11 protein-coding genes are annotated in these 13,519 nt (G+C 71.8%); 6 read left to right on the plus strand and 5 right to left on the minus strand.

Going from position 1 to position 13,519, the window contains the following annotated elements; all coding sequences use genetic code 11:
• The first annotated feature begins 60 nt into the window (after nucleotides 1–60).
• Nucleotides 61–651 carry a TetR/AcrR family transcriptional regulator gene (locus GKS42_RS01640; RefSeq protein ID WP_154792263.1) on the plus strand — a complete coding sequence of 197 codons (591 nt, stop codon included), beginning with the start codon at nucleotides 61–63 and terminating at the stop codon, nucleotides 649–651.
• 138 nt (nucleotides 652–789) lie between these two features.
• On the opposite strand, the gene GKS42_RS01645 is transcribed toward GKS42_RS01640, so the two are convergent.
• From GKS42_RS01645 to GKS42_RS25930, 5 genes are read right to left on the minus strand one after another with little or no spacing between them, the layout of a single operon-like run.
• Nucleotides 790–1,617 (minus strand): carbohydrate ABC transporter permease, encoded by an 828-nt coding sequence (locus tag GKS42_RS01645; RefSeq protein ID WP_154792264.1) that lies wholly within the window; start codon nucleotides 1,615–1,617, stop codon nucleotides 790–792.
• Nucleotides 1,614–2,555, minus strand: coding sequence for a carbohydrate ABC transporter permease (locus tag GKS42_RS01650; protein ID WP_232847874.1), 942 nt, complete (start codon nucleotides 2,553–2,555; stop codon nucleotides 1,614–1,616). Before GKS42_RS01650 ends, GKS42_RS01645 begins: the two co-directional genes overlap by 4 nt.
• Nucleotides 2,552–3,889, minus strand: a complete 1,338-nt coding sequence (locus GKS42_RS01655; protein ID WP_154792265.1) for an ABC transporter substrate-binding protein — start codon at nucleotides 3,887–3,889, stop codon at nucleotides 2,552–2,554. The genes GKS42_RS01650 and GKS42_RS01655 overlap by 4 nt, the downstream gene beginning before the upstream one ends.
• Nucleotides 3,890–3,936: 47 nt before the next feature.
• The gene (locus tag GKS42_RS01660; protein WP_154792266.1) at nucleotides 3,937–5,319 is read right to left on the minus strand and encodes an FAD-dependent oxidoreductase; all 1,383 of its coding nucleotides are present in this window, start codon (nucleotides 5,317–5,319) and stop codon (nucleotides 3,937–3,939) included.
• The gene (locus GKS42_RS25930; RefSeq protein ID WP_168217706.1) at nucleotides 5,316–6,152 is read right to left on the minus strand and encodes an IclR family transcriptional regulator; all 837 of its coding nucleotides are present in this window, start codon (nucleotides 6,150–6,152) and stop codon (nucleotides 5,316–5,318) included. The genes GKS42_RS01660 and GKS42_RS25930 overlap by 4 nt, the downstream gene beginning before the upstream one ends.
• Before the next feature lie 154 nt (nucleotides 6,153–6,306).
• Between GKS42_RS25930 and GKS42_RS25935 the strand changes: the two genes are divergently transcribed.
• The 5 genes from GKS42_RS25935 to GKS42_RS01685 all read left to right on the plus strand — a co-directional run bounded on the left by GKS42_RS25935 (nucleotide 6,307) and on the right by GKS42_RS01685 (nucleotide 13,495).
• Nucleotides 6,307–8,271: a hypothetical protein gene (locus tag GKS42_RS25935; RefSeq protein ID WP_168217707.1), complete on the plus strand. Its 1,965-nt coding sequence runs from the start codon at nucleotides 6,307–6,309 to the stop codon at nucleotides 8,269–8,271.
• Nucleotides 8,272–8,345: 74 nt separating this feature from the next.
• Complete coding sequence (locus GKS42_RS25940) at nucleotides 8,346–9,182, plus strand: alkaline phosphatase family protein (protein ID WP_168217708.1); 837 nt, start codon at nucleotides 8,346–8,348, stop codon at nucleotides 9,180–9,182.
• Nucleotides 9,183–9,201: 19 nt separating this feature from the next.
• Entirely contained in the window at nucleotides 9,202–10,059 is an 858-nt protein-coding gene (locus GKS42_RS01675) for an EamA family transporter (RefSeq protein ID WP_168217709.1), read from the plus strand.
• Between the two features lie 118 nt (nucleotides 10,060–10,177).
• On the plus strand, nucleotides 10,178–11,533 hold the full coding sequence (locus GKS42_RS01680; protein ID WP_154792269.1) for a hypothetical protein: 1,356 nt from the start codon (nucleotides 10,178–10,180) through the stop codon (nucleotides 11,531–11,533).
• Nucleotides 11,534–11,599: 66 nt separating this feature from the next.
• Complete coding sequence (locus GKS42_RS01685; RefSeq protein ID WP_154792270.1) at nucleotides 11,600–13,495, plus strand: ABC transporter ATP-binding protein; 1,896 nt, start codon at nucleotides 11,600–11,602, stop codon at nucleotides 13,493–13,495.
• Nucleotides 13,496–13,519 lie beyond the last annotated feature (24 nt).

The raw sequence follows: 13,519 nt of genomic DNA on the forward strand, positions 1-13,519 counted from the left end.
CGAAATCTAGCAGTGCTAGAAAACGTAGCAGAAGAAATCTAGCGGCGCTAGCATGGGCTGATGACCACACCGGCAGCAGCGCACAAGGCACGTCGGCTCGCGGAGCGGGAGGCGCGGATCGTCGCCGCGGCCCGTGCGCTCGCCGAGGATCAGGGCTGGGAGGCCGTGACGACGCGTCGGCTCTCGGACGCGATCGGGTACAGCCAGCCCGTGCTCTACTCGCACTTCCCCGAGGGAAGATCCCAGATCGTCACCGCCGTGGCACTCGACGGCATGGTCGAGCTCTCGGCGGCGATGGTCGCGGCGACCGCACCCGACGCGGCTCGGACCGGCGCGGAGGGAGTCCGCGCGCTCGTCACGTCCTACCTGGACTTCGCCGAGCGGCATCCGGCCACCTACGAGGCGATGTTCCGGCTGCCGATCGGTGTGCCGTTCGCGTCCGCGGAGACACCCCGCCCGCTGCGCGACGCGTTCGAGGCGATCGTCATCACCCTCCGCGGTCTCGACCGGCCGCCGGCCGACCTGGAGACGGCCGCGGAGGTGCTCTGGGGCGCCGTGCACGGCGTGGCCACCCTCCAACGGGCCGCGCGCTTCTCGCCCGGGAACGAGGGGCGACGCGTCGACGAGCTCGTTCGCCACTTCGCGAACTGACGCCGCGGACCGCCGGAGGTGAGAGTGGCACCGTGAGGAAGCACCTCGTGCCTGAAGCAGTCCATGGTCGTGGTCTGTCTCAGGCGGGCGGTACTTCCTCGGCGGGACCGGCGCCGGCGCCAGGGTGCGGCGCCGCCGTCAGCCCTTGATGCCGCTCGCGAACCCGATGATGAAGTACTTCTGCAGGAAGAAGTAGACGATCAGCAGCGGGATGATCGCGATCGCCATGCCCGCGAACAGCACTCCCCAGTCCGTGGCGAACTCGCCGCGGAACGCGTAGATCGCCACCGGCAGCGTCTGCTGGCTGCTGCCGCCCACGTAGAGCAGCGGGGTGAGGAAGTCGTTCCAGGTGGTGATCCCGGTGAGGATCACGACGGTGCCGGTGATCGGACGCAGCAGCGGGAACACGATCCTGCGGAACATCGTGACCGGACCGGCGCCGTCGACCCGCGCGGCCTCCTCGTACTCGCGGGGCAGCGCCCGGATGAACCCCGCGTACAGGAAGATCGTGAACGGGAGCTGGTGCCCGGCCTCGAACAGGATCAGAGCGGTCCAGGTGCCGAGCAGGTTCGCCGAGTTCATGAACTGGTACAGCGGCACCATGCCGAGCTGCAGCGGGATCATCAGCCCGACCAGGAACACCAGGTACGCCACGGTGCTGAGCCGGCTCAGCCGTCGGGCCAGCGTGTAGGCGGCCATGGAGCCGAAGCCGACCAGGATGAGCACGCTGAGGGCCACCACGATGATCGAGTTGAGGTACGCCTCGCCCAGATCGCCGCGGTTCCAGGCGGTGGCGAAGTTGTCCAGGTGCAGCGTGGTCGGCAGTCCGAGCGGGTTCGAGGCGACCTCGGCCTGCGTCTTCATCGAGACCGTGAAGAACACGTAGAACGGGAAGATGAACGCGCACGCGACGAGGACCATGAGCGCCTCGCGGCCCAGCCGTGCCGCCCCGAACCGCCGGCTCATCGGTCCACGTCGAATCGTCGCAGGGCGCCGAGCTGGACCATCGTGAAGGCGAACACGATCATCGTGAGCACCAGGGCGATCGCGGTGGAGTAGCCGAACCGGCCGGACACGAAGGCCTCCTTGTACATGATCACGGACAGCGTCTCGGTGGCGTAGCCGGGCCCACCGCCGGTCATCGCGAACACCTGGTCGAACAGCTTCAGGCTGCTGATCAGGGTCAGCGACATCGCGACCGTGGTCGCGGGGATGAGCAGCGGCACCGTGACGAGGCGGGTGCGCTGCCACCACGACGCCCCGTCCAGCGCGGCGGACTCGTTGAGCTCGGTGGGGATCCCCTGCAGCCCGGCCAGGTAGATCACCATGGTCAGCCCGGCGCTCTGCCAGATCACCACGCCGATCACGGTCCACAGCGCCAGCGAGGAGTCGCCGAGCCAGTTCTGCGCGAGGAAGTCCAGCCCCAGCCCGCGCAATACCGTGTTCAACGGCCCCTGCGGGGTGAGGATGAACGTCCAGAGGAACGCGATGATCACCGGCGGCAGCAGAGCGGGTGCGAAGAACAGCGTGCGGAGCACGTTCCTGGTCACCAGCGACGTGTGCAGCGCCAGGGCCAGCGCGAGCCCGACGAGCGTCTGCACCACGGTCACCGACACGGCGATGACCAGCGAGTTCCGCAGCGCCGACCGGGCCGCCACGTCGGAGAAGATCTCCGCGAAGTTGGCCCAGCCGACGAATTTCGTGCCGTCGGCCCGTCCGGTCCAGTCGGTGAACGCGTACACCGCCCCGGACAGGGTCGGGTAGAGCACCACCATGGCGTAGAGGACGAACGCGGGCAGCAGCAGCGCGTACGGCACCCCGCCCGGGGTCAGGCGTCCCTTCCTGCCCGACGGCGTCGGTCCGGTCGTTCGCGGTGACGTCGCCGTGGTCACGGCTGAGGTCACGGCGTGCCCTTCGCGTACTCGGCGTCCATCTGGGCGAGCAGGTCTGCGATGGTGATCTCGTCGGCGTAGAGCTGCTGCCCGGACTGCAGCATGGTCTGCTGCACGTCACCGTTGGGCCACAGGTAGTTCGCGTAGGAGACGGTCCGGCCCGCGTCGACGAGCGGCAGCACCGGCTCGAGCGCCGGGTTGTCGACCTGGGCGCCGACGTCCAGGCCGGGCAGCACCGCGAGCGCGTTCGCGTAGGTCTCCACGTTCGCGGGCTCGGCGAGGAACTCCAGGAGGGCGCGGGCGCCGTCGGGGTTGGTGGCCGCCGCGTTGACGGCCAGGAAGTCCGGCGCGGTCGGCATCAGGGTTGCCTCGGCGTCGTCGCCGGCGGGCATCGCGAGGATGGAGAACGCCTCTGCGCCGGTCTCGGAGTACTCGTACAGGGCGGGCAGGCCCGAGTTGGTCAGCACGGTCATCCCCGCGACGCCGGTGGCCAGGTCCTGCATGGCCTGGTCCGGCGAGACGCCGAGTGCGCCTTCGGTGAAGTAGCCCTTGTCACGCAGCTCGAGGTACTTGGTGAACACCTCGGTCCAGCCGGGCTCGTCGGTGAAGCTGGTCTCCCCGGCGCGCATCTGGGCGTCGAGGTCGGGGTTCGGCCCGTACAGCAGGGTGCCGGCCAGGATGTACACGTAGAACTGCAGGTAGATCGCGCCGCCGGACAACCCGTGCGAGATCGCGGTCCGGCCGGAGTCGGTCAGGGCCTGGCACACGTCGAGCAGCTCGGTCCAGGTGGTCGGCGGCTCGAGGCCCAGCTCGTCGAAGACCGCCAGGTTGTAGGCCAGCACAAGAGAGTTGCGCGCGACCGGGAACGCGAACGTCTTGCCGTCCACGTCGGACAGGGCCCGGGTGCCGTCGTCGATGCTGGCGGCCCAGGCCGCATCGGAGAGGTCGAGCAGGTCGCCGCCGCTGCCGAGCACGCCGGCGGCCACGTTGGAGGAGTACCCGGGGGAGACCCGGAAGATGTCCGCCGCGGTCCCGGACGAGAGCTGCACGGCGAGCTGCTGGTTCATGTCCGGCACGGCCACGGACGTGATGTCGAGCTCGACGCCGCTGTCGGCGGTGAACGGCTCCACGAGCGGCTCGATGCCGGTGTTCTGCTCGGTGGACAGGTACGCGGAGACGGTGCCACCGCCGGCACCGGACCCGGACTCCGCACCCGACCCGCCGCCGTCGTCGTCGTTCACGAAGCCGCCGCACCCGGCGAGCGTGAGGGCGCCGAACCCGGCGCCACCGAGGAGGAGGGCGCGGCGGGACGGGGTGAAGCGCGGTTCCGAGGTGATGGGGGACATGATGGGCCTCTCCTTCGAGGGTCGGGCGTGGGATCGGGGTTGTCGGGTCAGGCGCTGCGCGGATGGCCGGTCGTGGCCGGTTCGGTCGGGTGCGTCGAGCCGGCCGAGAGCGTCGGGTCGGTGGAGCGCGTCGAGTCGGACTCGGGCTCGGTACGGGGTGCGTCGGGGTCGCCGGGCACGATGGCGCCGTGGGCGCGCAGCGCCGCGCGGACGTCCTCGATGGGCACGTCCGCCGCGGCCGATCCGGTGCGCGCCGCGAGGGCGGTGATGGCGCCGGCCGCCTGGCCCATCGCCATGCAGGAGGCCTGCACGCGGTAGGCGGAATTGGCCTCCTGGTCCCCGGCGATGGCCCGGCCGGCCACGACCAGGTTCGTGCTGCCGCGCGGGATCATCGCGCCCCGCGGGATCGTCGGGAAGATGCCGAACGTCAACGGCCGGATGTCGATGCCGTCGCCGTCGTGCGAGTGCACGTCGATCGGGTAGAAGCTGAAGCTCACGGCGTCGTCCCAGAGCCGGCCGCTCGTGTAGTCGACCGCGGTGACCCGGGTCAGCCCGTCGATCGTGTACGTCTCCCGGACCCCGGTCTCGATCGCCCACCGGTCCACCGTGAGGCCCTCGAGCCCGGGCAGCGCTCGGAGGAAGTTGTGCACGCGCATCAGGGTGCGGCGCCCGGCGAGCTCGGCGGCGGTCTTCGCGGCGGACGTGCCACCCTCGATCCCGGGCACGTGGATCGCGTTCTCGCCGTGGTTGCGCAGGAACTTGCGCATCGGTTTGGTGAAGAGCTGCAGGTCGCCGGGCACCAGGTCGCCGGCGGCGACCGCCCGCTCGTACGCCGCGTCCAGCACCTCGTAGTCCAGGGTGGCCGGGTCGTAGCCGCCGAAGCGCACCATGATGGTGCCCGGCTGACGGTCGGCGTTCGCGTGCCGGGCCAGGCCGGCGTGGGCGACCACGTCCGCGTCACCGGTCGCGTCCACGAGCATGGTGGTGCTGAGGTCGATCAGCCCTTCCTTCGTGCACAGGGTCACGTCCCAGCCGGCCGGACTCGGGCGCACCGCGGCGACCATGGTGTGCAGCAGCAGTTCCGCGCCGGAGGCCACCACGGTCTCGTCGATCACCGACGCGTAGATCGCCGGGCTGACCGGCACCTGGAGCTTGTAGTGGGGCAGCTGCCACTGGGTGAAGTCCGGGAGATCGCGCCCGGTGAGCTCGACGGAGCGGCGCACCATGTCCCAGCCGATACCGGCGATGATCTGCCGGCCCCACGCGTGGAACAGCCCCGGCAGCGCCACGCCGGCCACGGTGGTGGTGCCGCCGAGGGCGCCGTTCTTCTCGACCAGCAGGGTGCGGGCACCCAGGCGCGCGGCCTGGATCGCGGCTGGACAGCCCGCGGGCCCGCCGCCGACGACGACGACGTCGTAGTGCTCGGTCATGATGCCTGCTCCCCAAGGGTCGGTGCGGCGCCCAGGAGCGCCGAGAGTGCGGTCGCGGACTCGACGACGGCGGTGCGCAGCGCCTCCGCGTGCAGCGGCGAGTGCCGGACCGAGGGGTAGCCGACGCACAGGGCGGCGACGGTGCGCCCGGTGTGGTCACGGACCGGTGCGGCGACGCCGCACACGCCCGGTTCCTCCTCCTCGTAGTTGGTCGCGTAGCCCTGCGAGAGAACCTGCTCGACGAGTTCCTCCAGCTCCGCGGGCGTCCGGTCCACGGCCGCCCGCCACGGAGCCCCGTCGAGCATCGCTGCCCGCCTCCGGGCGCTCTGCCCGGCGAACAGGATCTTCCCGGCGGCGGTGCGGAACGGGGGGACGGCGTTGTCGTCGGTGAAGCGGGCGACGGTGGGGTTGATGTTCAGCAACTGTTGGCTGACCAGCACCGAGAGGTCGACGCGCCGGGCGTCCTTGAGCACGGACAGGTGCACGGTCTCGTCCGTGGCGAGCCACAGCTCCCGGAGCACCGGCGCGGCCACTGACGCCAGGTCGGACTGCTCCACGTAGGACCGGTTCAGCTCGAAGAACGTCGGCCCGAGCAGGTAGCGCCGCTCCGGCTCCGACTGGCGCGCCAGGCCGTGGGTGACCAGGGCGCTGAGCAGGGTGCGTCCCGTCGAGGGACGGAGCCCGACGGCGGCCGTCAGGTCCTTGAGCGCGAGTCCGCTCGGTCCGGCGCCGGCCAGGGCACGCAGCAGCGCGACCGTGCGGTCGATGACCTGGATCGAGCTGCGTTGGGCGCCGGTGCCGGGCGCGGTCGCGGTGTCGTCGGTGGCGGTCATCTCCGCACCTCCTCGTCGGGATTGGTTGCGTTCGACATTATCGAAGCACGTGCGACACTGTGGCGCATTCTGACGGTAGCGGCTACGTTTGAATCGTGTCAACGCCGATGCGCCGACGCATTTCCCACTGATGCCGTTCCCGGAAGGACAGTCGATGTCGACCTCCCCGCTCGCCCACCCGCCACGCCGTGCCGTGCTGCTCGGCGGCCTCGCCACGATCGGTGCGGCCGCCGGCTCGGCGCTCGCCGGGATCCCCTTCGCGTTGCCGGCCCACGGCGCACCGTCCTCGGCCGGGCCGCTCGCGCCGGTGCCACCACTGGGCGCAGGCGGGCCCGACCGGAGTGCGTTCGAGCCTGCCGAGCAGCGCTTCGCGACGTTCCTGGTCACGCTCGCGGACATCGCCAACGACGTCGACGACTCCGACACGGAGCTGCGCGGGTTCATCCGCGGGGGCTGGTGGCGCAGCCCGGCCGAGCCGTTCAACGCACGCATCAGCGAGCTCGTCTACGTGCTCGCCTGGTTCGTCACCACCGAGCGGACCTGGAACCCCTACCGCGGGGATCCGGCGCTGCTGGCCCGCCTGGACGCAGCGCTCGACTACTACCTGCGGCTGCAGCACGAGGACGGGTCCTGGCCGGAGTACGAACCGCAGGAACGCTCCCGGGCGGCCACGGCGTTCGCACTCGGCTACCTGAGCAAGGCGCTGGAGCACCTGCGGTCCGCGGACCTGCTGCCCCAGCGCCGTGCCTCGATCACCGCGGCACTGCATGCCGCGATGGCCTGGTTCCTCGACCCGGCCAACACCGGCATCTGGCAGCCGGACCGGGTCGAGTTCGTGAACCAGCCGATGGCTGGGCTGGCCGGTTGCGTGAAGGCCCTCGCGCTCGACCCGGACCCGCGGCTCTCGGCGTTGCTGAGGGACCGGGTCGCCTACCTCGCCGACCACGGGCAGAGCCCCGCCGGGTTCCTGTACGAGCCGCGCGGGATGGACATCGCCTACAACCTCAATGTGACGCTCAGCGAGGTCATCGAGATCCACGACGGCCTCGGCCACCCGGTGCTGCTGCCACTGGTGCGCCGGCTCGCGGACTGGCTCGGCTACGCGAACGTGCCCGAACCCGACGGCTCCGGACTGATCTCGTTCGCGTCCGGTGCGGCCAGGACACCGATGTACTTCCTGGACGACGCCACCACGGACTTCCAGCAGCGGGATCTGGGTTCGGTGCTCTCCGAGCGGGTGCCGGCGCTGCGGCCGTTCTACACCACGGCGCAGGACCGGGACCGGATCCGGGCCGATTGGGCGGCGTCGGACGAACCGGTGCCCGCGCTCGCACCGGGAGCCGTCAACCCGCGGATCCCGGCGAACATCGGCTACGGCGAGCACTACCCGAGCCGGCGCGCCAAGGACCTCGCGCTCGCGCAGATGCCGCCGGTGCGGCGCCGCCGGTTCACCGAGCTGCGCACCGACCCGCAGGACCAGTACTACCTGTTCGTGCGACGCCCGAGCCACTACGTGCAGGCGTTCTTCGGCACCCGCCCGAACGAGGTGGTCCGGGCGGGGTTCGGGCTGCTCTGGCACCCGCGGGCCGGCGTGTTCGTGCACGGCGGCCAGAACTCGAACACCGAGTGCTGGGCGAGCGTGCTCCCGAACGGTGGCACCGACGGCGCCTCGAACCTCGCCCCGACGTTCTACGACGGCCCCGTCGCCGACGGTCACGTCGTCACCGACGTCTCCGGCGTGGGGGACCTCGGACTCGCCTGGGCCACCACCGGCGGCAACATCACCGGCGCCGCCCTGCTCACCGACGACGGTCTGGTCCGCGAGATCACCGCCACGATGGACGCCGTCGAGCAGGTCCCGCTCGTCCTGATGCCGTCCGACGACCTGCGCTGGTCGGACGGGACGCGCGCCGAGTACGGCACGGCAGCCACCGCCGTCGCCACCTCGGCCACCCTGACCCGCGGCGACGTGAGCCTGGTGATCGACTGGGGCACCGCCGTCGAGGTGAGCCTCGCCCCGACGCAGCGGACCTACTTCGCCGACGGCCGCCGTCGGGCCCACATGCTCCGAGTACCCCACGGCACGGCGGGGCGGATCACGTACACCTTCACCGGCTGAGGCCGACGGCGGCCAGCGGTCCGGGGGGCGGACCCGCCTCACGGGGCGGCGACGGGATCTGGGACGCTGGCCGCGTGACCGAAGATCATGTCCTCGTCGTGGGCATCGACGGCGTGCGCTACGACATCCTCCGCGAGGTCGCGACCCCGCACCTGGACGGGCTCGCAGCGGCCGGGTTCCTGCGGCCGCTGCGCGTCAACGACGCCGGGCCGACGATCTCCGGCCCGGGGTGGTCGACCATCTTCACCGGTGTGCTCACCCCGGACCACGGCGTGGTCGACAACGACTTCAGCAGCAACCGCTACGCCGAACATCCCGATGTCGTGAGCCTCGTGCGCCGCCAGCGCCCCGACGTCGTCACCTGGGTCGGCGCCGGCTGGTCACCGCTGGTCACGAACGAGTCCGGCGGCCCGCTGTTCGCCGGCGGCGGCTGGGCGCCGGCGAGCCCGCCCGCGCACACCTGCGAGGCGTGGCTCGCCGTCGACGCCGAGATGACCGGCCACGCCGTCGCCCACCTGACGGCTCACGCCGGCGTCGGCGGGTCACTGGTGGTCGCGTACCTGGGCGCGCCCGACGAGGTCGCTCACCTGCGCGGGGTCGGCCCCGAGTATCGGGACGCCATCGCCGCCGCCGACGCCCACCTGGGCCGGCTGCTGGCCGCCGTCGCGGGCCGGGCCGGCGAGGACTGGACCGTCATCGTCGTCACCGATCACGGCCACGTCGACGACGGCGGCCATGGCGGCGACACCGAGGTCGAACGCACCGCCTGGATCGCGGCCTCCGGTCCCGGGTTGTCGACGGCGGGCCCGCACCCCCTGGAGCACGCCGACGTCGCGGCCCACACGTTGGCGGTGCTCGGGGCCGTGCCCACCTCGCCGGCATTCATCGGCCGGCCGTTCGGGACCCGGTGACCGAGCCGACGATGTTCTCATGACGAACAGCAGCACGGTCCTGCTGGTCGTGCTGGCGACCGCGGCCCTGCACGCGGTGTGGAACGCCGTCGCCAAGTCGATCGGCGACCGGTGGGTGGCGACCTTCCTCTTCGGCTCGGTGATCGCCGTGACCGGCGCGGTCGGTGCGGTCATCACGACCGCGACGCTCGGGCTCCCCGATCCGGCGAGCTGGCCGTTCCTGGTGCTCTCCGCCGTCCTGCAGTGCGTCTACATGGTGCTGCTGACCAGGGCCTACTCGCTCGGGCAGATGAGCCGGCTCTACCCGATCGCGCGCGGGACCTCCCCGGTCGTGGTGACCGCCGTCGCCGTACTGCTCCTGCACGAGCGACTGCCGGCCCCGGCCTGGCTCGGCCTGGCCCTGCTGGTGTTCGCGCTGGCCACCCTGGCGCTCTCGCGCGGGGTGCCGCGGGCGGGTTCGGGGCTCGGGCTGGCCCTGCTGACGGGGTTCGCCATCGCGGCCTACACCCTCCTCGACGGCGTCGGCGTCCGGATGACGGCCGAGCCCCTTCCCTACATCTCCTGGATGTTCGCGGTGCACGGGCCGCTCCTCGCCGGCCTCTCGGCATGGCAGATGGGGTCGGGCCGGCGCGAACGGGTCCGCGGCAACGTGCGCATGGGGCTGTTCGGCGGTCTGATGTCCGTGACCTCCTACGGCATCGCCGTCTGGGCACAGGCGTATGCCCCGCTCGCCCTGGTCGCGGCGATCCGTGAGACCAGCGTGGTCTGGGGCGTGCTCATCGCGCGGTTCATCCTGGGTGAGCACCTCTGGAGGCGCGAAATCGTCGCGATCGTTCTCGCCGCAGGTGGGGCGGTCCTGCTCCAGCTCGGCGGCTGAGAGACGGACACAAGGTAGGGACCCGTTCAGCAGCCGCGTTCGGCGGCATGGATCCACGCTGGGCGGTGGTCCGCATGCGCAGCACGCATAATGGGAGTCCACCCACGTGAGGAGCCCGATGTTCGGCGGAATCTTCGGACGTCAGAAGCCGAGCCCAGCGCCGGAGGTCACCCCCGAGGTCGCCGAGGCACTCGTTCGGGCCGACGAGACCGTGCGACGTGGCACCGACGAGCTCGGTTACGCGACGGCGGAGTTCGGCGAGGTCGACACGCGCGAGTTCGCAACCGCGCTCACCCAGGCACGCACGCAGCTGCGGGAGGCGTTCCGGCTGAACGGTCTGCTCCTGGACGACGAACCGGAGACGCCGCAGCAACGTCAGCAGCTCGAGGCCGGGGTACTGGCAACGACCGCGGAGGTGGACCGGCTCGTCCGTGCCCCCGCGTCGGCGTTCGCCACCCGCCGAGCCGCCCTGCGTGACGCACCGACCGCCATCGCGCGGCTGCGGGCGGAGTCGGTGGACGTCGCGAGCCGGGTCGCGGAGGCGCGCGGGGCGCTCGCGACCCTCTCGACCCGCTACAGCGAGGAGGCGATCGTCGCTGTCGCGAACAACCCCGATCAGGCGGAGGCGCTGCTGCAGTTCACCGAGCGCAGCCTGGGTCTCGCCGAACGCCGGCACACGGCCGGCCGCGGCGAGGAGGCGACGAAGGCGATCCGGGTCGCCTCCGACAGCGTCCGGCGCGCCGACGAACTTCTCGACGCCGTCACCGACTACGAGGTGGAGGCCGTCCACGCCGAGTCCATCCTGACCGCCGTGCTGGCGGACTCACGCTCCGACATCGCCGAGGCCCGGCAGCTGCTCGCGGCGTCCCCGGACCCCGAGGTCGACACGGCTGCAGCCGCGTTGGACGCCGCCGTGACGGCCGCCGCGACCGGTGAGGCGTCGCGTGACCCGTTCACCACCCTGAGTCGGCTCCGCGCCTCCAACGAGTCGCTGGACCGGCTCGTCCAGGAACGCAGGAACCGGCCCGAACGGGAGCGGCGACGTGCCCACCTGGAGGCGGCACACGCCGACGCCGACCGTCAGGTCGCGCTCGCGCGCACCCTCATCGCCGACTACCCCGGTTTCATCGGTCCGGACTCCAGGACCCGGCTGGCCCAGGCGGAGCGACTGCTCGGCGGCCTGTCGCTCGTCGAGGATCCGCAGGCGGCCGTTGCCCAGGCCCGGCAGGCCGCGGACCTCGCCGCGGACGCGGCCGCGCTCGCACGACGCGACCTCGAGGCCGCGCGCATGCGCGAGCACGAGCAGCGAACCGGTTGGGGCGAGGACCAGGGGTACGGCTGGGGCGAGGACCGCGGTCGCCGACGTGGCGGCCGAGGCGGCGGGGCCGAAGGGCTGCTCGGCGGCGTCATCGGCGGCATGGTGCTCGGCGGCCTCCTCGACGGCCTGGACGACTTCGACTTCGACTTCGACTAGCGCTTCGACGTTCGCCGGCCGCGTAAGCGTTGACCTGAACGGCGGTTGAGGTCGCATGCTCTGGGGATGAGCATGAACTTCAGCCACTGGCGCGCGCTCGAGTCGGCGATGCGCACGGACCAGCCCAAGCGAACCTTCACCCGTGCGACGCTCAGTCGGATCGGTGGCTTCGCCCGCCCGCACAAGCGCAAGCTGATCGGCTTCATCGGGCTGTCGGTGGTCGGCGCGGTCCTGACGGTGATGACGCCGGTGCTGGCCGGCCGGGTGGTCGACGCCATCATCGCGGACGGGCCGGCGGCCACGGTGGTGCTGCTGGCCGTCGCGATCGCCGGGGTGGCGCTGGTGAGTGCGGGGGTCGGGTTGGTCTCCCGGTGGCTGTCGTCGACGATCGGCGAAGGGCTGATCCTCGACCTGCGCCGGGCCGTGTACTCGCACGTGCAGCGGATGCCGATCGCCTTCTTCACCCGCACCCGCACCGGGGCGCTGGTGAGCCGGCTCAACAATGACGTGATCGGTGCCCAACGGGCGTTCACGTTCACCCTCTCCGGCGTCGTCACGAATGTGATCGCGCTGATCCTCACGCTCGCCGTGATGCTGCGGCTGTCGTGGCAGATCACCATGCTCGCGCTGGTGCTGCTCCCCATCTTCCTGATCCCGGCCCGGCGGATGGGTGGGCGGCTGGCGCAGCTGGAGAAGGAACGGGCGAACCTGAACTCCTCGATGACCACGCAGATGACCGAGCGGTTCTCCGCCCCCGGGGCCACCCTGGTGAAGCTGTTCGGCCGGCCCGAGGCGGAGGAGGCCGAGTTCGGCGACCGGGCCGGCCGGGTCGCCACGATCGGGGTCCGCACGGCGATGGGACAGGGCGTGTTCATGCTCGCGCTGACCCTCGTCTCCGCGCTCGCGCTCGCCCTTGTCTACGGGCTCGGCGGCTGGATGGCCGTGGCCGGATCCCTCGAGGCCGGCACCGTGGTCACGCTCGCCCTGCTGCTCGGGCAGCTGTACGGGCCGCTGACCGCGCTGGCGAGTGCCCGGGTCGATGCCATGACAGCCCTGGTCAGCTTCGAGCGAGTCTTCGAGGTGCTCGATCTGCCGCCGCTGATCGAGGAGCCCGCCGCGCCCGCGCCGCTGCCGGCGGGGCCCCTGGCCGTCGAGTTCGACGACGTGCGGTTCGCCTACCCGAGCCCGGACAAGGTGTCCCTTGCTTCCCTGGAGGAGGTCGCCACCCTGGACCGCCGCGGCGGCGTCGAGGTGCTCCACGGGATCTCGTTCCGGGCCGAGCCCGGGCAGGTGGTGGCGCTCGTCGGGTCCTCGGGCAGCGGGAAGTCGACGATCGCCTCGCTGTTGCCGCGGCTCTACGACGTCGACTCCGGCGCGGTCCGGCTCGGCGGCGCGGACGTGCGCGACCTCGCGTTCGCGGACCTGCGCGGCGCGCTCGGGATGGTCACCCAGGACGGGCACCTGTTCCACGCCTCGGTCGCGGAGAACCTGCGCTACGCGGCGCCGGGGGCCACCGATGCCGACCTGTGGCAGGCGCTCGAGCGGGCCCGGCTGGCGGACCTGGTGACCAGTCTTCCGGACGGGCTCGAGACGGTGATCGGCGAACGCGGCTACCGCTTCTCCGGCGGCGAGCGGCAGCGGCTGACGATCGCCCGGCTGTTGCTGGCCAGGCCACGGGTGGTGATCCTGGACGAGGCGACCTCGAGCCTGGACGCCACCTCCGAGGCCGACGTCAGTGCCGCCCTCGGGGCCGCACTGGAGGGTCGGACCGCGCTCGTGATCGCCCACCGGCTCTCGACAGTCGTCGGCGCCGACCAGATCCTCGTGGTCGAGTCCGGCCGGATCGTCGAGCGTGGCACGCACGCCGAACTGCTGGCCGACGGCGGCCGGTACGCACAGCTGTACCGCACCCAGTTCGCGGGTGGCCGGGAGGGTGACGGCGCGGTACCGGTCCGGTCCTGACCGCGGTTCCGGCACGCGGAAGAT

Origin of the sequence: Occultella kanbiaonis, assembly GCF_009708215.1 — a bacterium.
Taxonomy (GTDB): domain Bacteria; phylum Actinomycetota; class Actinomycetes; order Actinomycetales; family Beutenbergiaceae; genus Occultella; species Occultella kanbiaonis.